This is a genomic window from Amycolatopsis sp. AA4, from assembly GCF_002796545.1.
In the GTDB taxonomy this organism is placed as follows: domain Bacteria; phylum Actinomycetota; class Actinomycetes; order Mycobacteriales; family Pseudonocardiaceae; genus Amycolatopsis.
In genome coordinates this window covers 5,792,449-5,813,248 of sequence record NZ_CP024894.1, presented here as the reverse complement: position 1 = coordinate 5,813,248, position 20,800 = coordinate 5,792,449, and the positions used below count along the sequence as shown (strand labels likewise).

Genomic DNA, 20,800 nt, shown 5'->3' with positions numbered 1-20,800 from the left:
CGCCGGTCAAGCCGCCCGCGAAAGACCCGATGAAGGGCTTTCGCGGCGTCATGGCGGGCACGCTGATCATGGAGGCGATCACCGTCGCCCTCGCGCTGCCGGTCGTCGCGAAACTCGGCGGCGGCATCACGAGCTTCACCGGCTGGACGGTCATCGCGCTCGCGGTGGTGCTGATCGTGCTGTGCGGAATGCTCAAGCACGTCTGGGCGGTGCCGGTGATCCTGCTGCTGCAGCTGGCGATCATCGCGGTCGGCATCACGCAGCCGGCGATCGCGATCATCGGCATCATCTTCCTGGCCGCGTTCCTGTGGTTCCTCTGGCTGCGCCGGGACGTCGCACGCCGGATGGCCGCGGGGACGCTGCCGAGCCAGCAGCCGCAGGCTCAGCGGTAGACGCTGACCTCGATCAGATTCCGGTCGGGGTCGCGGAAGTACACGCTGCGGATCGGCCCGGTCGCGCCCGTGCGGTCGACCGGGCCCTCCTCGATCGGCACCCCGGCCCCGGCCAGCTCTTCGACAACCTGCTCCAGCGAATCGCTCGTGATCAGGCACAGATCCGCGCTGCCCGGCGTCGGCCGGTCCGCCTTGGGCTCGAATTCGCGCCCGGCCTCGTGCAGGTTGATCTTGCTCGTGCCGAACGCCAGCGCCTTGCGCCCGGGCCCGAACGTCACCTCGGTCATGCCGAGGACGCGGGTGTAGAAATCGACCGTCGCGCCGAGGTCGGCGACGGTGAGGACGAGGTGGTCGAGCCGGTCGATGCGCATGATTTCACCCTATTCCGATGTAACGGCCCGGCCGCCACGGCGACGGTGCAAGTGTGATCGTGGTGCGCGAGCTGAGCGCGGAGAACTGGGCGGAGTGGCGCGACCTCCGGCTGGCCGCGCTGCGCGAGAACCCGGAGGCGTTCAGCTCCGCACTCGCGGACTGGCAAGGCGAAAACGACGCCGAACCGCGCTGGCGGGCGCGGCTGCGCGACGTGTCGCTCAACGTCCTGGCGGACCTCGACGGCGTTCCGGCGGGCATGGTCAGCGGGCACCTTTCCGAACGCGGCGACCGAGCGGAGCTGCTTTCGATGTGGGTTGCTCCGCCGGCGCGCGGCAGGGGAGTCGGGGACGCGCTCGTCCGGGCCGTGGTGCGCTGGAGCGAGGGGCGTGGGGCGAGCGAGCTGGCGTTGCGCGTCGCGGGCGGCAACGAGCACGCGCTTGCCCTGTACCGGCGGCACGGGTTCGTGGCGCGTCCAGCCCCGGAAGGCCCCTGCGAGCACGAGATGGTTCGGGAAGCGCACCGAGCGTGACGACCGGTTGTGAGCTTCCTCCTGACGAGTGAGGCGTTCACCCGGCGGTCAGCCCGAGTTGGCCGCTTGGCCGTGGTCGCCGGATAGAACGACCGCCATGACCGAAACGACCCCTTCCCGCCGCTCCGTGCTCAAAGCCGGAATCGCCGTCCCCGCGCTCGCCGCGGCGAGCGGGCTGCTGCTGCCGGGCGCCGCCTCGGCCGCCCCGCTCGTCCGCCGCGACCGTCCGGTGCTCGCCCACGGCGTCGCGTCCGGGGACGTGACCACCGGCTCCGGCATCGTGTGGTCGCGGGCCGACCGCCCGGCGCGGCTGACGGTCGAGGTCGCGCGCGACCCGTCGTTCCGGCACGCCCGCCGCGTGCCCGGCCCGTTCGTCACGCCGGCCACCGGCGGCACCGGAAAGGTGCGCGTCGCCGGGCTGGCTCCGGGCACCGAGTACCACTACCGCGTCACCGCCGTGGACCTCGACGGCCGCAGCGCGAGCGAACCGGTCGCGGGCCGCTTCGCCACCGCGCCGGTCGGCCGCGCGAACACGCGGATCCTGTGGAGCGGCGACGTCGTGGGCCAGAACTACGGCATCAACCCGGCACTCGGCGGCATGACGATCTTCTCCGCGATGGCCGACCGCCGTCCGGACCTCTTCCTGCACAGCGGCGACACGGTGTACGCCGACGGCCCGCTCACCGAAACCGTCACGCTCCCCGGCGGCGGGGGCACCTGGCACAACATCGTGACGCCGGAAAAGTCGAAGGTCGCCGAAACCCTCGACGAATACCGCGGCCAGCACGCCTATAACCGGCTGGACGCGAACTTCCGCCGGTTCGCCGCGGAAGTTCCCGCCTATGTCCAGTGGGACGACCACGAGGTCGTCAACAACTGGTACCCGGGCGAAATCCTCAACGACCGCCCCGAATACACCGAGAAGCGGGCCGACGTCCTGGCCCAGCGCGCGTTCCAGGCGTTCCACGAATGGCATCCGATCGACCGCCGCCAGGCCGTCGACGGCCGGGTCTACCGGAACTTCCGCTACGGCAGCCGGGTCGAGGTGTTCGTGCTCGACATGCGCACCTACCGCGACGCCAACACCTCGGACCAGACCAAGCCGGGCCACATCCTCGGCGACGCGCAGGCCCGCTGGCTGGCCGACGCCCTCCGGCGGAGCACCGCGACCTGGAAGATCGTCCAGGCGGACATGCCGATCGGCCTCGTCGTCCCGGACGGCAAGGACATCGAGGCGGTCGCCAACGGACTGCCCGGCGCGCCCGGCGGACGCGAGACCGAACTCGCCTGGGTGCTGAGCCAGATCGCGCGCCACCGCGTGCGCAATGTCGTGTGGCTGACCGCCGACGTGCACTACACCGCCGCGCACCATTATTCGCCCGAGCGGGCCGCGTTCCAGGACTTCGACCCGTTCTGGGAATTCGTCTCCGGCCCGCTCAACGCCGGTGCCTTCGGCCCGAACAAACTGGACCCGACGTTCGGCCCGGAAGCGGTGTTCGTGCATGCCCCGCAGACGCAGAATTCCTCGCCGGTGCAAGGATTCCAGCACTTCGGCGAGGTGAATGTGGACGGTGCGAGCGGGGAGCTGACCGTCGACCTGCGCGACGCGACCGGGGCCTCGCTGTGGTCGAAGACGCTGCGGCCGCAGCGGCGCTGACCGGCCCGGAAAGGGCGTCGGATAGGCTCACCGCCGAATAACACGAATCCGCACAAGGAGAAATACCGTCGTGACTGAACGCACGCTGGTCCTCGTCAAGCCCGATGGCGTCGCGCGCGGCCTCGTCGGCGAGGTCGTCTCGCGCATCGAGCGCAAGGGCCTGAAGCTGGCCGCGCTGGAACTGCGCACCGTCGAGCGCTCGGTGGCCGAGGAGCACTACGCGGAGCACAAGGAGCGCCCGTTCTTCGGCGACCTGCTGGAGTTCATCACGTCCGGCCCGCTCGTCGCGATCGCCGTCGAGGGCCCACGCGCGATCGCCGCGTTCCGCCAGCTGGCCGGCGGCACCGACCCGGTCGAGAAGGCCACCCCGGGCACCCTGCGCGGCGACTTCGCGCTGGAGACCCAGTACAACCTGGTGCACGGCTCGGACTCGCCGGAGTCGGCCGAGCGCGAGCTGAAGCTGTGGTTCCCGGACCTGTGATCCGGAGCTAGACCCCCCGCGACGCCGGGCCGGGACTTCGGTTCCGGCCCGGCGTTCGTGTTTTTCCTGGACCCCGGTGCCGCCGTCGACGCGCAGGACGGTGCCCGGAACCCAGCGGATCGGTTAACCTCCACCGGTGACTGCTCTGCCGCTGCCGCCGCGCGACTACCTGCCCCATCTGCGCTCGCTCACCGCGGCCTTCGCCGCGGAAGCCGCGGGCGATCTCGACAATCCGGTCCCGCACTGCGGCGACTGGACCAAGCGCGACCTCGTCACGCACCTCGGCAACGTGCACCGATGGGCCGCCGGGATTGTCCGGACCGGGGAGCTGAGCAAGCAGGAATTCGACGTCTCGCCGGGCGACGACCTCGCGCCCTGGTACGCCGAGAGCGCGGCCGAGCTGCTGGACGCGCTCGAAGCGGCCGATCCCGCCGACGCGTGCTGGGTTTTCGGGGCCGCGGAGAAGACGAAGGCGTTCTGGTTCCGCCGTCAGGTGCATGAAACTGCCGTGCATCTGGTCGATCTGTTCGGCGCACGCGGCCTAACGACGCAGCTTGATCCGTTGATCGCCGCCGACGGTGTCCACGAGGTGCTCGGCACGATGCTGCCGCGCGTCGACCGCTGGAAGCACGAGGTTCCGCTGGCCGCGCCGATCACCTTGCGCACCGCCGACACCGGGCATGCGTGGACCGTCGTGCCCGGCGAACCGCCCGAGCTGGGCGAGGGCGAAGCGGTCGCCACCGTCACCGCACCGGCGCAGGATTTGCTAGTGCTGCTGTGGAATCGCTCCGACGCACAGCCCGAGATCGCTGGCGACGAAGGCGTCGCGAAGGAGTTTCTCGCCGCGCGCATGACTCCCTGAGCGGATAATCCTGCGCCATTCAGGTCCCGTTCACCGGAGGGACTTCCCGCGGTCGCGCCGATGGATTTGGCTGAGCTGAGCCATTTTCGCGACTGTGGGGTACCTGGTGAAAAGATCAAGATCCGTGCTGCTCAGCGCCCTGCTGGTGCTGCCGCTGGCCACGCCGGCGCATGCCGACCCGCTCTCCGCTCCGCTCGGCTCGCCGCCGGTCGAGAGCGCCTCCGCCTTCTCCTCGTCCCGGGAGGCCCCGGCCGTCGCCGCGGCTCCCGCCGCCGACGACGGCCTCGAGACCAGCAGCGCCACCAACGCGGTGGCGCCTGGTCTGAACCTCACTCAGTTCGACCGCTTCGACCCGAAAGGCTGGATCCGCGGCGACGCGCTGAGCGTCGACCTCACCAGCAAGGTCCTGAAGCCGACCTACCTCAGTCCGGGCACCGTTTCCGCGCGCACCCCGCTGTCCCAGCAGGTCGCTCGCGCCGGTGCGGTCGCGGGCGTGAACGGCGATTTCTTCGACATCAACGCCTCCGGCGCGCCGCTCGGCGTCGGCATCGACAAGGGCGAGCTGCACAACGCGCCCGCTTCCGGCCACAACACCACCGCGGCGATCACCGACCAGGGTCGAGCGAAGCTCGCCGACATCTTCCTCGAAGCGTCGGTCACCCTGCCGGACGGCCGCGCTGTCCCCGCCACGAACTTCAACAGCCCGGTGCTCGCGAAGGACGCTCTCGGCGTTTACACATCGCTCTGGGGCGCTTCAGCGCGCGCGACGTCGGTTGCCGGTGCGCAGAAGGTTCTTGAGGTCGAGATCCGCGACGGTGTCGTGACGCAGGTGCGTCCGAATCCTGCGGACGGTCCGATTCCGGCGGGCAGCACGCTGCTGCTCGGCCGCGAAGCCGGCGCGGACGCGTTGTCGACGCTGCACGTCGGTGACCGCGTGGGTGTTTCGTACGCGCCGCGGACCGACGCGGGCAAGATCGCGGTCGCGGTCGGCGGGAACAAGACGCTGCTGAAGGACGGACAGCTGCAGCAGCTCGACGACGTCACCCTCGCCCCGCGGACCGGCGTCGGCTTTTCCGCGGACGGCAAGCGGATGTGGCTCGTCACCGTCGATGGCCGCCAGGCTGACAGCCGTGGCATGACCGAGCTGGAAATGGCCCGGCAGCTGAAGCGGCTCGGCGCCGACGACGCGATCAACCTCGACGGCGGCGGCTCCTCGACCTTGCTCGCCCGCGGCGAAGGAGAAGCCGCGCCGTCGGTGCGCAACTCGCCTTCGGACGGCGGAGAACGCTTGGTGCCCAACGGCATCGGCGTCGCGACCGTGCCCGGCAGCGGACGGCTGACCGGCTTCGCGCCCGCCCCCGCGCAGGAGGGCGACAATTCGACGCGCGTGCTGTCCGGTTTGAGCCGCGCGCTCGTGCCGAACGGACACGACGAGACGGGCGCCGCAGTGGCGTCGCGGCCGTTCTGGACCACGTCGAATCCGTTCCGCGGCACGGTCACGAAGAACGTTTTCACCGCACACCCCGACTTCCTGCACCCGGACGCGCGAGCCGACGTGACGGTCACCGCGCACCAGAACTTCGTCAACGGCCGCACGAAGCTGACCGTGCTGGGCACGCCGGTCCGCCTCGGCGCGAGCACCAAGCAGGTCGCGCTTTCCGGTGCGGAGGCGCGCGGCGAGTTCCAGGTCTACGGCTACGACGCGGACGGTTACGGCACCTGGATCGAACCGTCGGACGTGAAGCTCGAATACGACCCCGCCGTGGTGAAGATCGAGCCCGCGGGCAAGGGTTTCGCGGTCAGCGCGAAGACCGCTTCCGGGGCCACCGCGATCACGGTCCACGCGGGCGGGAAGACCATGCACCTGGCGGCTTCGGTGGGCACTGAAGCGAAGGTCGCGGCTCCGCTGGCCGGTCCCGAAGGCTGGTCCGCCACGGTGTACCCGGCTGTCGTCGGCGCCGCGCTGTCGTCGGCGGACGGACGCAACGGCGGCAAGGGCCTCGCGCTCGACTACCGGCTCACCGGCACCACCGCCACCCGCGCCGCGTACGTCAACGCCGCCAACCCGATCCCAGTCCCAGCGGGCACGCAGAAGATCGGCATGTGGATCAACGGCGACGGCAAGGGCGCCTGGATCCGCGCGGAACTCCGCGACGGCGCCAACACGGCGTCCATTGTGGACCTTTCGCGGAGTGTCGACTGGACCGGCTGGCGGTACGTGACCGCCGTGGTTCCCGCCGGACTGCCGGACGGACAGCGCCTCACCCGGTTCTATGCCGTGGAAACCGTGGCGGACAAGCAATACGAGGGCAAACTGGTGTTCAACGACCTCACCTTCGAGGTCGCGCCGACCACTGCGGTGCCGCACGATCCGGCCGTCCCGGACCCGGCGCTGGTCGCCAACGGCACGCTCGGCAAGGGCGGCCTCAAGATCGCCGTCGTCAGCGACGCGCAGTTCACCGCCGACGCCCCGGACGGTCCGCTCGTCGCCCAGGCTCGCCGGGCGCTGCGCGAAGCCGTTGCGGCGAAACCGGATCTCGTGTTGATCAACGGCGATTTCGTCGACCGCGGGACCGCGCCGGACTTCGTCCTGGCCCGCAAGATCATCACCGAAGAGCTGGACGGCCGCGTCCCCTGGTACTACGTCCCCGGCAACCACGAGGCGGAGGGCGGCAACGGCCTGAAGAACTTCCAGGACGCCTTCGGGGAAACGCACCGCGTGGTCGACGTCCACGGCGTCCGGCTGATCCTGCTGGATTCCTCGCGCGGCTCGCTGCGCGCGGGCGGATTCGACCAGGTCCGCATGCTGCGCGAGGCGCTCGACAACGCGGCGCGGGACCGTTCGGTGCGCGGTGTGGTCGTCGCGATGCACCATCCGGTGAAGGACCCGAGCCCGACCGGGAATTCGCAGCTGGGCGACCGGAAAGAGGCCGCGCTGCTGCAGACGTGGCTGACCGGTTTCGAGGAAAAGTCCGGCAAACCCGCTGCTTCGCTGGCCTCGCACGCGGGCGTGTTCGGCCTGTCGCGCACGGACGGCGTGCCGTACCTGGTGAACGGCAACTCGGGCAAGACCCCTGCCGCGGCTCCTGGCGACGGCGGTTTCGCCGGCTGGACCCTGGTGCAGGTCGACCCTTCGGACCGCAGCCAGCCGGTGCGGTTCGAGACGCGTCCGAACGTCGACGCGCTGACCGTGACCGGTCCGGGCACTCTTTCCTGGGGCGGGACCGGAAAGGTGACCGCCGCGGTTACTCAGGAGGGCCGGTCGATTCCGGTGGCATACCCGGTGAGCGCGGTGTGGGGCGGCCGCGGGGTGCACATCGGCAGCTGGCCGCCCGCGCCGTGGGACGTGGTTTCTCTCGACCCGGCCACCGGAACGGTGCGAGGCCTGCGTCCGGGAACGGCGGAGATCTCGGTGACGGTGAACGGGGCGACCCGCTCGGTGCCGGTGACGGTGCGCTGAGGTGTGACGGGCGGGGCGGTCTTCGGGCCGCCCCGCTATTTCCTCGCGGTGCCGCGCCAAAGGCTGATCGCGAGCGGAACGATCACGACGTCGAGGATCGGGTGGAACACGCTGAACGGGTTGGGGTGGACGGCGACCAGCCGGTAGAGCCCCAGCAGCCCGCCGATCGCCGGGAAGACCGCGGCCGCGAGGAAGAACGGCCGCGCTCGCCGGAACACTCCCGCCGCGATCACCGCGTAAAGGACCCCGAAGGCCGCTGATCCGACGGTGTCCGAACCGGTTCCGTAGACGGCCAGCTGGCTCACGTGGGTCACCGCCGACAGGGCGAGGACCGAGCCGAGCAGCCGGGAACGGGTCTGCGAAACCGCGGGGGAGAGCAGCACGGCCGGTCCTCCAAACAGTCAGGTCACCTGACCAAAAAAGTAAGGTAGCCTGACGGGTGTGTCAAGCAGTCCTCCGGAGCCGCCCGCCCTCGTCGCGCTGACCGGCTCGTCGCGGCTCGGCGCGCTGGCCCGGCGGCTCGCCCAGGCGGTGACCGCTGGCGTGCTCGCCGGGGTGCAGCAGCGCGACGCCCGGATCCGCGCGGTCCACCTGCGGGTGTTCGCGTCGCTGGAAGACGGACCGGCGCGGGCGGTCGCCGTCGCCCGGCTTCTCGGGACGACCAAGCAGACGACCGGGCCGGTGATCGACGAACTCGTCGCGTGGGGCTATCTCCGCCGTCGCGAGGATCCGGCCGACGCCCGGGCGAAACTCGTCGATTTCACCGCGGCCGGGCGGGAGCTGGCGGAGGCGGCGGCGGAAGCGGTTCGCGTACTGGAATCCCGGATGGCCGACGCGGTCGGGCGCGAGGAGCTGGACCGGTGCCGGGAGACGTTGTGGCGGGCGATCGGAGCGGTGGAGCCGCCCGGCCGCTGAGCAAACCGGTCGAGAATTGTCGGTGCCTCCCTCTACTGTCGTTCCTCGTGGGAGAGTCGGCATCGGGACCCGCGCTCGTGCAAGCGAAGGCGCTGGTCAAACGGTTCGGAGAATTCGAGGCAGTACGCGGCATCGACGTCGAGGTGCGGCCGGGGGAGGCGTTCGGCTTCCTGGGGCCCAACGGCGCCGGGAAGTCGTCGACGATGCGGATGATCGCGTGCGTGTCCCCGCGCACCGACGGCGATCTGCGCGTCCTCGGCATGGACCCGGACGTCGACGGGCCGCGGATCCGCGCGCGCCTGGGCGTCGTGCCGCAGGAGGACAACCTCGACGTGGAGCTGACCGTGCGGCAGAACCTCCACGTCTACGGGCGCTATTTCGGCCTTTCCCGCGCGCACGTGCGGAAGAAAGCCGTCGAGCTGATGGAGTTCGCGCAGCTGTCCGACCGGGCCGAGAAACCGGTCGATTCGCTGTCCGGCGGCATGAAACGGCGGCTCACCATCGCCCGGTCGCTGGTCAACGACCCGGAACTGCTGCTGCTCGACGAACCGACCACCGGGCTCGATCCGCAGGCGCGGCATCTGTTGTGGGACCGGCTTTTCCGGCTCAAGGCGCGTGGCACGACGCTGATCGTCACCACGCATTACATGGACGAAGCCGAACAGCTCTGCGACCGGCTGGTCGTCATGGACGGCGGCCGGATCGCCGCCGAAGGCTCGCCCGCCGAGCTGATCGCGCGGCATTCCACCCGGGAAGTCGTCGAACTGCGGTTCGCGCCGGGGGAGCAGCAGGGCGCGGCCGACCGGCTCGACGGGCTGGCCGAACGCGTCGAAGTCCTCCCGGACCGGGTGCTGCTCTACACGATGACCGGCGAGGCCACGCTCGAGCGCGCGCACGAACGCGGCCTGCGCCCGCTGTCGAGCCTGGTCCGCCGCAGTTCCCTGGAGGACGTCTTCCTCCGCCTCACCGGCCGGACGTTGGTGGACTGATGACCGCACCCGCCACCGGCCGCGTGGTCGGCCGGTTCCACGGCGCCTGGCTGCGCGTCGAGGGCTACTGGACCTGGTACCGCAGGCACTGGCTCAGCACGCTCTACTCCACCGGCCTGCAGCCGGTCCTGTTCCTCGCCGCGATGGGGCTCGGCTTCGGTTCGCAGGTCAAGGCCGGTCCGGCGACCGGCGGGGTGTCCTACCTCGTCTACGTCGCCCCGGCGCTGCTCGTGGCCGGCGCCGCGCAGCAGGGCGTCAGCGAATCGAGTTATCCGGTGCTCAGCGGATTCAAATGGCAGAAGGACTATCTGGCGGTCACCGCGACGCCGGTGTCGCCGGGCCAGGTCCTCGGCGGCCACCAGATCTGGACCAGCCTGCGGCTCGCACTTTCCGGCACCGTCTACGCGTTCGTCGCGCTGCTGTTCGGCGCCTGGGCGAACGCGGGAGCGCTGCTGGTGATCCTCGTCGGCGTCCTCACCGGGCTCGCCTGCGGTTCGCTAATGGCCGGGATGGCGGCGTGGACCTTCGACGAGGGACAGCGGATCGGGCTGGTCTTCCGCTTCGTCGTCATCCCCATGACGCTGTTCTCCGGCACGTTCTTCCCGATCTCCCAACTGCCGCTGTACCTGCGCTGGCTGGCCTGGATCTCCCCGCTGTGGCACGGCACCGAACTCTCGCGCGCCGCCACGCTCGGCGGGCGCGAACTGCTCCCGGTGCTCGGGCACGTCGCGTACCTGGCGGTGCTGGTCGCGGTCGGCTGGACGATCGCGCACCGCGGCTTCTACCGACGGCTGGTGGCGTGATGACCGATCTGCGAGAAGCCCCGATTCTCCCGCAGCGGCGCGGGATTCTGCTCCGCGTCCTGCCCGCGGGCATGTACAGCGGCCGGGCGACCGCGCTGATCGAACGCGCGCTCACCGTCTACGGACGCTCGTGGACGATGCTCGTGTCGGGCGCGCTCGAGCCGTTGTTCTACCTGCTCGCGTTCCAGGTCGGCTTCGGCAAACTGGTCACCACCGTGGCCGGGCCGGACGGCCAGCCGATGAGCTACGTCGCGTTCGTCGCGCCCGCGCTGCTGGCGTCGTCGGCGATGAACGGCGCGGTCTTCGAGTGCACGTACAACCTGTTTTTCAAACTGCGCTACGCCAAAACCTACGACGCGATGCTGGCGACCCCGGTCGGCCCGCTCGACGTCGCGCTCGGCGAGATCGCGTGGGCGATGATCCGCGGCGGCCTGTATTCGGTCGCGTTCCTGGCGGTCACCGGAGTCATGGGGCTGCTCACGTCATGGTGGGCGCTGCTGCTCCTGCCCGCCGCGCTGCTCGTGTCGTTCGCGTTCGCCGCGATCAGCATCGCGCTGGTCAGCTTCTTGAAGTCGACGTCGCAATTCGACTACATCCAGCTCGTCCTGATGCCGATGTTCCTGTTCTCCACCACGTTCTTCCCGCTCACGGTCTACCCGGAGGCACTGCAGTGGCTGGTCCGCTGCTTCCCGCTGTACCACGGGATCGAGCTGATGCGCGGGCTCGCGACCGGCATCTTCTCCTGGAGCATGCTGGGCAACCTCGCGTACCTGCTGGTGCTCGCCGGGATCGGAATCTGGGGCGCGACAAGGAGGATCGCGAAGCTGCTGCTGACTTGAGGGTGTCGGGTCAGCGGGAGGGGCTGGGCAGTCCGGTCTGCGCGGGGGCCACCGCGGAACGGGCGTCGATGAGGCCGTGGGCGTAGGAGCTGTCGTGGCCGGAGCCGTAGCGTCGTCTTGCGTGCCGCCGCCGGTCAGGTCTGCTGGTGCTCGCCGGGATCGGAATCTGGGGCGCGACAAGGAGGATCGTGAAGCTGCTGCTGACTTAGGGGTGTCGGGTCAGCGGGAGGGGCTGGGCAGTCCGGTCTGCGCGGGTGCCACCGCGGAACGGGCATCGACGAGACCGTGCCCGTAGAAGCCGTTGTATCCGTCATAGCCGGAGCAGTAGGCGTCCTGCGCGCCGTCGCCGGTCAGGTCGTAGTTGTCCGGGCACGGCATCGGCGTCGCGCGGGAGTCCAGGGCTCGGCGCAGTTCGGCGGCGGTCCACGCGGGGTGCACCGACTTCAGCAACGCCAGCACTCCGGCGACGTGCGGCGCGGCCATCGACGTCCCGCACATCGGCGCGTATCCGCCCGGCACGGTCGAAACCACGCACCGGTCGTCGTCGCCGCCCGGGGCCGTGACATCGACCACACCGAGGCCGTACGAGCTGTAGCCCGACTTCACCCGGTCCTGGCTGATCGCCGACACCGTCACCGCGTCGCGCAGCCCGGCAGGCAGTGCTTCGCACTTCCCGGCGGCGGAGGGCGAACCCGAATGGGCCGACGGCGTCAGGTCGACCGCCTCGTTGGTCGCGGCGGCGACGTTCAGCGTGCCCTGCGAAGTCGCGTACTCCACGGCCCGCGCCAGCACTTCGTGCACCACGCCGCGGTCGTTGCCGCGCACACAGGACAGCGACCACGGGTTCACGAACCAGCTGCTGTTGGCAATCGGCAGATGCCGCGCCGCCGACCACATGATCCCGCAGACCGCCGCCTCCGGGTCGGCGTAACCGCGGTCGTCGATCACCTTCACCGAGGCGATCCGCACGCCGGGGGCGACGCCGGTGATGCCCTTGCCGTCGTCGGCCGCGGCGATGATGCCCGCGACGTGCGTGCCGTGCGCCGAGGTCGTCGGCTGCCACGCGGCCGGGCTCGGGTCCGGGACGCCGGTGAGACAGCCCGCCGAATCGTCCGGGTCGATCGCCGCCGCGAGGTCGGGATGCTTCGGGTCGACGCCGGAGTCCAAGACGCCGACGACCACCGAACGGCTGCCGCCGGTGACCTGGTGCGCGGCCGGCGCGTTGATCAGGTTCATGTCCCACTGCTGCGAGGACAGGTCCGACGTGGACACCCGCGCCGGGTCGCTGAGCGGCAGCGCGGCGCGCGCGGGCTGGGCGGCGGCGCCCGGCTGTTCGGCGGCCGTCCGGGTGGCTTGCGCGCTGAAGGCCCGCTCCGGGCCGAGCCGGTCCGCGAACGCCCGATCGGCTGACGTGACGACCGCCACGGAAATCTGCGGGTAGTAGCCGACGAGCTGCCCGCAGCCGGCGCTCGTCTGCTGGCGGGCGGAAGATTCCGGGGTGCCGCGGTCGAACGCGACGACGTAGCGCACCTCCCGGCCGCCGGAGGAGCATCCGGGACTCGCGTCGGCGGCGGGGGAGACCGCGGCGCAGCCGGCGAGGACCAGCAGCGAGCACACGGCCGCCCGCAGCGGCCGCGCCAGCACAGACACCGGACCTCCCACCGTGCGCGGGGCTCTGCCGGGCGCCCGCGCGAGCGCCCGAGCCCGCACGCTAACCACCCCGGGCCCGGCGCGACAAGCGAACCGCGGAAGTTCGCCCGGGCGCATGATCGCGGCACGCCCGGGCGCCTGCCGCGGGGCACCGACTACACCGGGTGTCCCCCCGGGTGTGGGATACTCGCGGTGGCCGCTGCGCCGACGGGCATCCCGCCCGCGTCGTGAGCGGCCCGGAGGAGTGCCGGACCGGCACCACGCGCGTCGCCCCCGGGAGGCCGGGCCAAGGTCGATGTCGTGGCGGGTGGCCCGGGGGTCGCGAGCAGGCCGGCACCCCGCCGAGCAGACCAGGAACCGAGCGGCCGCCGACCCGGCGGACCGCACGGCTGCCAGCAGGATTCCCGCCGCTGGTCACCACCACGGCGGGCACGGAACAGAAAGGGCCCCTGCGCGGCCGCGTCATCACCGGTGCGAACCGGCTGACGCGCCCGGGGGCGGAGGAGACATATGTCGAACGCGGACACACCCGCCGATCAGACCGGCGGGAATACCGCCGCACCCACGACCAGCAGGCTGGGCGAGCTGCCGCCGCGCATCCGCGTGCACGCGCTGGCCAAGCTGCTCGGCCTGAGCAGCCGCGACCTGCTCGGCAAGCTCGCCGAGCTGGGGGAGAGCCCCCGCAGCGCCCAGTCGAGCGTGACCAAGGAGGTCGCGCACCGCGTGGCCGTCATCCTCGACGCGGAGGCCGCCGGATCGGGCGACACCGCCGCCGAGGCCGCCGACCAGGGCGCGACCGCCGGGAACGAAGCCGCCGGGCAGGCCGCCAGCCAGCCGGCCGCCGAGGCCCAGGACAGCGAGGCCGCCCCGGCTGCCGCTGCCCAGGAGACCGCGGACGCCGCTCCGGAAACCGCCGCCGCGGAGGACGCCGCTTCGCCCGAGTCCGGCACTCCGGAAGCCGCTGCCGCGCAGGCTTCGGAACCCGCCGCTGAGCAGGAGGCCGCCGCGGCGGCGGCGACCCCGGCCGGCCCGTCCGCCGCCGAGACCGCCGAGCCGGAAGCCGCTCCGGAGTCCGGCGAGAAGCGCACCCGCACCCGTCGGGCCCGCCGGGCCGTCGCGCCCGCGATCCCGGCCGAACAGCAGGAAACCGAGCAGGCCACCCCGGCCCGCGGCCCGGTGCACGTGCCGGTCTTCGCCGCGCCCTCGCCGGTCTTCCTGCCGCCCGAGCCCGCGCAGCCGGCGCGGAGCAAGCCGGAGCCGTTGTTCGGCGTCGGCGAGGCTCCCGCGCAGGCCGAGCGTCCGGGCCGGACCGAGAGCGCCGCCGAGGAGGAAACCTCGGACGAGGCTCGCGACGAGCGTTCCGACGAGGACAACGACGACGCGGGCGGCCGCCGCCGGCGCCGTCGCGGCCGTCGCGGCCGCGGCCGGGGCAAGGGCGGCGACGAGGCCCAGTCCGAGAACGAGGACGAAACCTCCGAAGACCAGCAGGTCCAGCAGTCGAAAGACGGCAAGGACAGCAAGGACAAGACCGAGAAGCCGGACGAGGCGGGCGAAGCCGACGCGGACTCCGACGACGACGCCGAGTCCGAGAGCGGCACCAAGCGCCGCCGCCGTCGCCGCCGCCGCAAGGGCGGGGAGGACGACGCGGCCGAGACGACCGGCAGCGACGACCCGCCGAACACCGTCACGCACGTCCGCCAGGCCAAGGCCGCCGAGGCCGAGCGCCCGGCGCGCGACGAGGTGCGCAGCGTCCGCGGCTCCACGCGGCTGGAGGCCAAGCGCCAGCGCCGCCGCGACGGCCGCGAGGCGGGCCGCCGCCGCGCCCCGATCCTGTCCGAGGCCGAGTTCCTCGCTCGCCGCGAGTCGGTCGACCGCACCATGGTCGTCGCCGAGAAGGGCGACTCCACGCAGATCGCCGTGCTCGAGGACGGCGTGCTGGTCGAGCACTTCGTGACGTCGTCGGGCACCGGCTCGATCGTCGGCAACGTCTACCTCGGCCGCGTCCAGAACGTGCTGCCCAGCATGGAGGCCGCGTTCATCGACATCGGCCGCGGCCGCAACGCCGTGCTCTACGCGGGCGAGGTCGACTGGGACGCCGCCGGCCTGGAAGGCAAGGCGCGCAAGATCGAGCAGGCGCTGTCCACCGGCGACAGCGTGCTGGTGCAGGTCACGAAGGACCCGGTCGGGCACAAGGGCGCCCGGCTGACCACGCAGATCTCGCTGCCCGGCCGCTTCCTCGTCTACGTCCCCGCGGGCGGGGCCACCGGCATCTCCCGCAAGCTGCCGGAGAACGAGCGGCGCCGGCTCAAGGACATCCTCAAGCGGATCGTCCCGGAGGACGCGGGCGTCATCATCCGCACCGCGTCGGAGGGCATCAGCGAGGAGGAGCTCGACCGGGACGTCCAGCGGCTCAAGGCGCAGTGGGACGTCATCAAGGAGAAGGCCTCGGCCGGGTCCGCCAAGAAGGGCGGCGCCCCGACCATGCTGTACGAGGAGCCGGACCTGCTGGTGAAGGTCGTGCGCGACCTGTTCACCGAGGACTTCGCGAAGCTGGAGGTCCAGGGCTCGACCGCGTGGGAGACCATCCACGGCTACGTGCAGCACGTCGCGCCCGACCTGACCGACCGGCTCAAGCGCTACACCGGCAACGGCGACGCGTTCGCCGACCACCGGATCGACGAGCAGATCACGAAGGCGCTCGACCGCAAGGTGTGGCTGCCCTCGGGCGGCTACCTGGTCATCGACCGCACCGAGGCGATGACCGTCATCGACGTCAACACCGGCAAGTTCACCGGCTCGGGCGGCAACCTCGAGGAGACGGTGACCCGCAACAACCTGGAGTCGGCGGAGGAGATCGTCCGCCAGCTGCGGCTGCGGGACATCGGCGGCATCATCGTCATCGACTTCATCGACATGGTGCTCGAGTCCAACCGCGAGCTGGTGCTGCGCAGGCTCACCGAATGCCTCGGCCGCGACCGCACGCGCCACCAGGTGGCCGAGGTCACGTCGCTGGGCCTGGTGCAGATGACGCGCAAGAAGATCGGCACCGGGCTGCTCGAGGCGTTCTCCACGCCGTGCGAGCACTGCAAGGGCCGCGGCGTCGTCGTTTCCACCGAACCGCAGCGCACCGCGGGCGGGGGCACCGGGAACGGCCACAACGGCGGCAACGGGCACAACGGCCACAGCCACGGCGGCGGCGACACGAAGAGCTCGCGGCGGTCCCGCGGCCGCGGCAAGGGCGAGGAGCAGCACCACGAGCCCAAGCCGGAGCCGGCCGCCCCGGCCCCGACCCCGGTGCAGCGCGAGTCGGTCGTGTCGGCGGTGCAGGCCATGGCCAACGCGTCCAAGGCGAAGCACGAGCACCACGCTCCGGAAGCCGCCGAGGCGAAGGAGCCGGAGACGGCCGCACAGCCGTCCGAGCAGGGTGAGCAGCAGCCCGAGCCCAAGACGGAGGCCCCGGCCCCCGTCCAGCAGCCGGAGCCGACGCAGCCGGAGCCCGCGGTCAGCGAGGCCGCGCCGGCGGCGGAGGCCCCGAAGGAGACCGCCGAGGCGGCCTCCGAAGAAGAACCCGAGGTCGACGTCCCGGCCCCGGCCGTGCGCAGCACCCGGCGCCGTCCGCGCCGCGCCGCTTCGCGTCCGGCAGGGCCGCCGGTGAAGGCTTCGGAGCAGAGCTGATCCACCACGGGTACCCCGGGTGCAGCAGCGCCCGGGGCCTCCCGTAACCTGTAGTACGGCTCATCGCAAGCATGAGCCGCTGCGCGAGCACCTGGACCGCCTTCGGGCGGGCCGGCCGCGCCAGCCCCCTAACCCATTGTCGAGTAATGCAGGAGACTTCCGTGTCGGCGTACGCGATCGTCAAGACCGGCGGCAAGCAGTACAAGGTTGCCGTTGGCGACGTCGTAGAGGTCGAGAAGCTCGAGGGCGAGCCGGGCACCGAGCACACCTTCCCCGCCGTGCTGTTCGTGGACGGTGGCGAGGTCACCACGGACGCCGACGCGTTGGCGAAGGTCTCGGTCACCGGCAAGGTCGTCGAGCAGACCAAGGGTCCGAAGATCCGGATCCACAAGTTCAAGAACAAGACCGGCTACCACAAGCGCCAGGGTCACCGGCAGAAGCTGACCCGCGTCGAGGTCACCGGCATCTCCAAGTAGTTCTCCGGATCTTCGAAAACCGAAACTTTCCCAGAAGGGGCTTGAGCGATGGCTCACAAGAAGGGTGCGTCCAGCTCCCGCAACGGTCGTGATTCGAACGCCCAGCGCCTGGGCGTCAAGCGCTTCGGCGGCCAGGAGGTGAACGCGGGCGAGATCCTGATCCGCCAGCGGGGCACCAAGTTCCACCCCGGCGTGAACGTCGGCCGCGGCGGCGACGACACGCTGTTCGCGCTCGCTGCCGGTGCGGTCGAGTTCGGCTCGAAGCGCGGCCGCAAGACGGTCAACATCGTGCCAGTCGAGGCCTGATTTTCGGTCTCGGCAGCGTCAGAACCTCCAAGCGAGGGGTGGGACCGGAATAACTCCGGCACCACCCCTCGTTTGTTTTTGTCCGGATACTTTTTTCGCACGTGAAGTGAGGCAGAACCATGGCGTCCCGGTTCGTGGACCGCGCGGTCATCCATCTGACCGCCGGGGACGGGGGAAACGGCTGTGCCTCGGTGCACCGCGAAAAGTTCAAGCCGCTCGGCGGCCCGGACGGCGGCAACGGCGGCAACGGCGGTGACGTCACGCTCGTCGTCGACGCCAACGTGCACACCCTCCTCGACTTCCACTTCCGTCCGCACGCCCGCGCCGGCAACGGCAAAATGGGCATGGGCAGCAACCGCAACGGCGCCGCGGGCGAGGGCCTCGAGATGAAGGTCCCGCCGGGCACCGTCGTGTTCACCGAGGACGGCGAACTCGTCGCGGACCTCACCACCCCCGGCACCCGGTTCGTCGCCGCGCAGGGCGGCCGCGGCGGGCTCGGCAACGCCGCGCTCGCGTCGAAGGCCCGCAAGGCGCCCGGGTTCGCGCTGCTCGGCGAGCCCGGCGAGAGCCGCAACCTCGTGCTGGAGCTGCGTTCGGTCGCCGACGTCGGCCTGCTCGGCTTCCCGTCCGCGGGCAAGTCGTCGCTGATTTCCGTGCTGTCCGCGGCGAAGCCGAAGATCGCCGACTACCCGTTCACCACGCTCGTGCCGAACCTCGGCGTCATCACCGCCGGGTCGTCGGTGTTCACCATGGCCGACGTGCCGGGCCTGATCCCGGGCGCGTCCGAGGGCCGCGGCCTCGGACTGGACTTCCTGCGCCACATCGAACGCTGCGCCGTGCTGGTGCACGTGGTCGACTGCGCGACGCTGGAGCCCGGCCGCGATCCGCTGTCCGATGTGGACGCTCTCGAGGAGGAGCTGGCCCGCTACACACCGGGGCTGGGCGGCAAGCTCGAGGAACGCCCGCGCGTGGTGGTGCTGAACAAGATCGACATCCCGGAAGCCGCCGAGCTGGCCGAGTTCGTGCGCCCCGACCTGGAGGCTCGCGGGCTGCGCGTGTTCGAGGTGTCCACCGCTTCGCGCAAGGGCCTCAAGGAGCTGACCTTCGCGCTGGCGGAGGTCGTCGAGGCTTACCGCGAGGCGCAGCCGGTGCTGGAGCCGGAGAAAATCGTGCTGCACCCGCACGCGATCGACGACAGCGGGTTCACCGTCGAGCGCGATCCGGAGGAGGAAGGCGGGTTCATCGTCCGCGGGTCGCGCCCCGAGCGGTGGATTCGGCAGACGAACTTCGCCAACGACGAGGCCGTCGGCTACCTCGCGGACCGGCTCAACCGGCTCGGCGTCGAGGAGGCGCTGGCGAAGAACGGCGCCCGCCCGGGCAGCCCGGTCACCATCGGCGACATCCAGTTCGAATGGCAGCCCTCGACCCCGGGCGTCGCGGTGCACCTGTCCGGCCGCGGCACGGACGTGCGGCTGGAGCGCACCGACCGCGTCAGCGCGTCCGAGCGCAAGGAAGCCCGCCGCGTGCGCCGCGACGGCACCGGCGAGGACGAGGACCTGGTCGAAGAGGAGGCCGCCCCGTCCGTCGACGCCGAACTGGACGACGTGTGGGACGACGAGGAGCAGGCGGAGCGCGACCGGTGAGCGGCACGCGGCAGGAGATCGCGGAAGCCCGCCGGCTGGTCGTCAAGGTCGGGTCCTCGGCATTGACCACCGCGGGCAGCGGACTCGACGTGGCTCGCCTGGACGCGCTCGTCGACGCCATCGCGGACCGCGTGGCCCGCGACGCGCAGATCGTCCTCGTGTCCTCGGGCGCGATCGGCGCCGGGCTCGCGCCGTTGAAGCTGGGCAAACGCCCGCGCGACCTGGCCACCCAGCAGGCCGCGGCGAGCGTCGGACAGCTCGCGCTGGCGCACGCGTACGCGGAATCGTTCGGCCGTTATTCGCTGACGGTCGGGCAGGTGCTGCTCACTTCGGACGACGTCGTCCGCCGCGCGCACTACCGCAACGCACAACGCACGTTCTCCCGCCTGCTCGCGCTCGGCGCGGTGCCGGTCGTGAACGAGAACGACACCGTTGCCACGCAAGAGATCCGCTTCGGCGACAACGACCGGCTCGCTGCTTTGGTGGCGCACCTCGTCGGCGCCGACGCACTGGTCCTGCTGTCCGATGTAGACGGTCTGTACGACGGCGACCCGCGCGACGGCGCGACCCGCAAGATCACCGAGGTGCGCGGCGAGTCCGATGTGGAGGGCATCGCGGTCGGCATGTCGTCCTCGGGCCTGGGTACCGGCGGCATGGTCTCGAAGCTGTCCGCGGCGCGCACCGCGGCCGGCGCCGGAATCCCGGTGCTGCTGGCCGCTGCCGCCGACGCCGGGGACGCGCTGCGCGAGGCGAACGTCGGCACCGCGTTCGCGCCCGCCGACACCCGCCTGTCCGCCCGCCGCTTCTGGCTCGGGTACGCCGCCGACACCTCCGGCCGCCTCCGCCTGGACGACGGCGCGGTCCGCGCGATCCTCCGCCGCCGCTCGCTGCTGGCAGCGGGAATCACCGGCGTGGACGGCGATTTCGAAGCAGGCGACGTCGTGGACCTGGTGGACGCGGCAGACGTCCCGGTAGCGCGCGGCGTGGTGGGCTTCGACGCGGGGGAGCTGCCTGCGTTGATCGGACGGTCGAGCCACGAGGTCCCGGTGGAGCATCGCCGGGAGGTCGTCCACGCGGACGATCTCGTCCCGCTCCGCCGCTAAGACCCCGCGAGATGCCGAGCCACCCGGGCCAACTGCTCGGCGTAATACTCCACAAAGGACTCTGACGACGGGTCCTCCCCGGTGAGCGCTTCCGCGACCCGGGGCAGCGCCGTCGGTGCGCTGGCCGCCGCCATCAGCATCAGGAGCAGCGTCTTCGGGTCCACATCGGACGGAAAGTCGCCCGCTTCCTGCCGCGCGCGCATGTACTTGAGCTGGCCTTGCAGGAACTCGCGCTGCGCCTGCGCGCCCGCTCCGTTCGAGGCGCCCTCGGCCATGTTCTCCCGCAGGAACAACCGGGCCTGGTCCTGGTCGGAGAGCCCGCTCCGGGCGAAGTCCGCGAGCACGTCCGCGAGCGGACGGTCCGGAGTGGTCATCGACGAGAACCCGGCGAATGGTTCGCTCGCGACCTCGGTGTACAGCCCTTCCTTGCCGCCGAAGTAGTAAGAGATCAGCTGTTTGTTCACCCCGGCGCGCTGGGCGATGTCGCTGACCCGCGCGGCCGCGTACCCCTTGCTGCCGAATTCGGCTTTCGCCGCCTCGAAAATGCGAGCCTTCGTGCGTTCGGGATCGCGCTGACGCTCGCCAGGGCGCGGCGCGCGGCGCGGGGTCGTCTCGGACACCTCAGCAGCCTAACCGACGGATAATCAT

19 protein-coding genes are annotated in these 20,800 nt (G+C 71.4%); 15 read left to right on the top strand and 4 right to left on the bottom strand.

What is annotated here, in order from left to right; all coding sequences use genetic code 11:
• Nucleotides 1-29 precede the first annotated feature (29 nt).
• Nucleotides 30-392: a DUF4233 domain-containing protein gene (locus CU254_RS26910; RefSeq protein ID WP_050788480.1), complete on the top strand. Its 363-nt coding sequence runs from the start codon at nt 30-32 to the stop codon at nt 390-392.
• Here the strand turns inward: CU254_RS26910 and CU254_RS26905 are convergent.
• Nucleotides 383-763 carry a VOC family protein gene (locus CU254_RS26905; RefSeq protein ID WP_009081102.1) on the bottom strand — a complete coding sequence of 127 codons (381 nt, stop codon included), beginning with the start codon at nt 761-763 and terminating at the stop codon, nt 383-385. The genes CU254_RS26910 and CU254_RS26905 overlap by 10 nt on opposite strands.
• A gap of 53 nt (nt 764-816) precedes the next feature.
• On the opposite strand from CU254_RS26905, the gene CU254_RS26900 reads away from it, so the two are divergent.
• From CU254_RS26900 to CU254_RS26880, 5 genes are all read left to right on the top strand, one after another.
• Nucleotides 817-1,293 (top strand): GNAT family N-acetyltransferase, encoded by a 477-nt coding sequence (locus CU254_RS26900; protein WP_009081099.1) that lies wholly within the window; start codon nt 817-819, stop codon nt 1,291-1,293.
• Between the two features lie 97 nt (nt 1,294-1,390).
• The gene (locus CU254_RS26895; RefSeq protein WP_037714945.1) at nt 1,391-2,950 is read left to right on the top strand and encodes an alkaline phosphatase; all 1,560 of its coding nucleotides are present in this window, start codon (nt 1,391-1,393) and stop codon (nt 2,948-2,950) included.
• Nucleotides 2,951-3,020: 70 nt separating this feature from the next.
• Entirely contained in the window at nt 3,021-3,431 is a 411-nt protein-coding gene (gene ndk / locus CU254_RS26890) for a nucleoside-diphosphate kinase (RefSeq protein ID WP_009081097.1), read from the top strand.
• Between the two features lie 136 nt (nt 3,432-3,567).
• The gene (locus CU254_RS26885) at nt 3,568-4,293 is read left to right on the top strand and encodes a maleylpyruvate isomerase family mycothiol-dependent enzyme (RefSeq protein ID WP_009081096.1); all 726 of its coding nucleotides are present in this window, start codon (nt 3,568-3,570) and stop codon (nt 4,291-4,293) included.
• A 124-nt stretch (nt 4,294-4,417) separates the two neighbouring features.
• Entirely contained in the window at nt 4,418-7,753 is a 3,336-nt protein-coding gene (locus CU254_RS26880; RefSeq protein WP_078560903.1) for a phosphodiester glycosidase family protein, read from the top strand.
• 35 nt (nt 7,754-7,788) lie between these two features.
• Here CU254_RS26880 and CU254_RS26875 read toward each other — a convergent pair whose 3' ends face one another.
• Nucleotides 7,789-8,136 (bottom strand): hypothetical protein, encoded by a 348-nt coding sequence (locus CU254_RS26875; RefSeq protein ID WP_009081094.1) that lies wholly within the window; start codon nt 8,134-8,136, stop codon nt 7,789-7,791.
• A gap of 58 nt (nt 8,137-8,194) precedes the next feature.
• Between CU254_RS26875 and CU254_RS26870 the strand changes: the two genes are divergently transcribed.
• Genes CU254_RS26870 through CU254_RS26855 form a run of 4 tightly spaced genes read left to right on the top strand, consistent with a single transcriptional unit; the run spans nt 8,195 to nt 11,299 of the window.
• Nucleotides 8,195-8,668 carry a MarR family winged helix-turn-helix transcriptional regulator gene (locus CU254_RS26870; RefSeq protein ID WP_009081093.1) on the top strand — a complete coding sequence of 158 codons (474 nt, stop codon included), beginning with the start codon at nt 8,195-8,197 and terminating at the stop codon, nt 8,666-8,668.
• A gap of 47 nt (nt 8,669-8,715) precedes the next feature.
• Nucleotides 8,716-9,657 (top strand): ABC transporter ATP-binding protein, encoded by a 942-nt coding sequence (locus CU254_RS26865; protein ID WP_009081092.1) that lies wholly within the window; start codon nt 8,716-8,718, stop codon nt 9,655-9,657.
• On the top strand, nt 9,657-10,460 hold the full coding sequence (locus tag CU254_RS26860) for an ABC transporter permease (RefSeq protein ID WP_037714943.1): 804 nt from the start codon (nt 9,657-9,659) through the stop codon (nt 10,458-10,460). Before CU254_RS26865 ends, CU254_RS26860 begins: the two co-directional genes overlap by 1 nt.
• On the top strand, nt 10,460-11,299 hold the full coding sequence (locus CU254_RS26855; RefSeq protein WP_037718014.1) for an ABC transporter permease: 840 nt from the start codon (nt 10,460-10,462) through the stop codon (nt 11,297-11,299). Before CU254_RS26860 ends, CU254_RS26855 begins: the two co-directional genes overlap by 1 nt.
• A gap of 219 nt (nt 11,300-11,518) precedes the next feature.
• Here CU254_RS26855 and CU254_RS26850 read toward each other — a convergent pair whose 3' ends face one another.
• Nucleotides 11,519-12,949 (bottom strand): S8 family serine peptidase, encoded by a 1,431-nt coding sequence (locus CU254_RS26850; RefSeq protein ID WP_009081089.1) that lies wholly within the window; start codon nt 12,947-12,949, stop codon nt 11,519-11,521.
• Nucleotides 12,950-13,459: 510 nt separating this feature from the next.
• Between CU254_RS26850 and CU254_RS26845 the strand changes: the two genes are divergently transcribed.
• The 5 genes from CU254_RS26845 to proB all read left to right on the top strand — a co-directional run bounded on the left by CU254_RS26845 (nt 13,460) and on the right by proB (nt 20,152).
• Complete coding sequence (locus CU254_RS26845; protein WP_009081087.1) at nt 13,460-16,624, top strand: translation initiation factor IF-2 N-terminal domain-containing protein; 3,165 nt, start codon at nt 13,460-13,462, stop codon at nt 16,622-16,624.
• A gap of 161 nt (nt 16,625-16,785) precedes the next feature.
• The gene (gene rplU, locus CU254_RS26840; RefSeq protein ID WP_009081084.1) at nt 16,786-17,100 is read left to right on the top strand and encodes a 50S ribosomal protein L21; all 315 of its coding nucleotides are present in this window, start codon (nt 16,786-16,788) and stop codon (nt 17,098-17,100) included.
• A 48-nt stretch (nt 17,101-17,148) separates the two neighbouring features.
• Entirely contained in the window at nt 17,149-17,406 is a 258-nt protein-coding gene (gene rpmA / locus CU254_RS26835; protein ID WP_009081082.1) for a 50S ribosomal protein L27, read from the top strand.
• Nucleotides 17,407-17,525: 119 nt separating this feature from the next.
• On the top strand, nt 17,526-19,049 hold the full coding sequence (obgE, locus tag CU254_RS26830) for a GTPase ObgE (RefSeq protein WP_009081080.1): 1,524 nt from the start codon (nt 17,526-17,528) through the stop codon (nt 19,047-19,049).
• Entirely contained in the window at nt 19,046-20,152 is a 1,107-nt protein-coding gene (proB, locus tag CU254_RS26825; protein ID WP_009081078.1) for a glutamate 5-kinase, read from the top strand. The genes obgE and proB overlap by 4 nt, the downstream gene beginning before the upstream one ends.
• On the opposite strand, the gene CU254_RS26820 is transcribed toward proB, so the two are convergent.
• On the bottom strand, nt 20,149-20,772 hold the full coding sequence (locus CU254_RS26820) for a TetR/AcrR family transcriptional regulator (RefSeq protein ID WP_009081075.1): 624 nt from the start codon (nt 20,770-20,772) through the stop codon (nt 20,149-20,151). The genes proB and CU254_RS26820 overlap by 4 nt on opposite strands.
• Nucleotides 20,773-20,800: the final 28 nt, after the last annotated feature.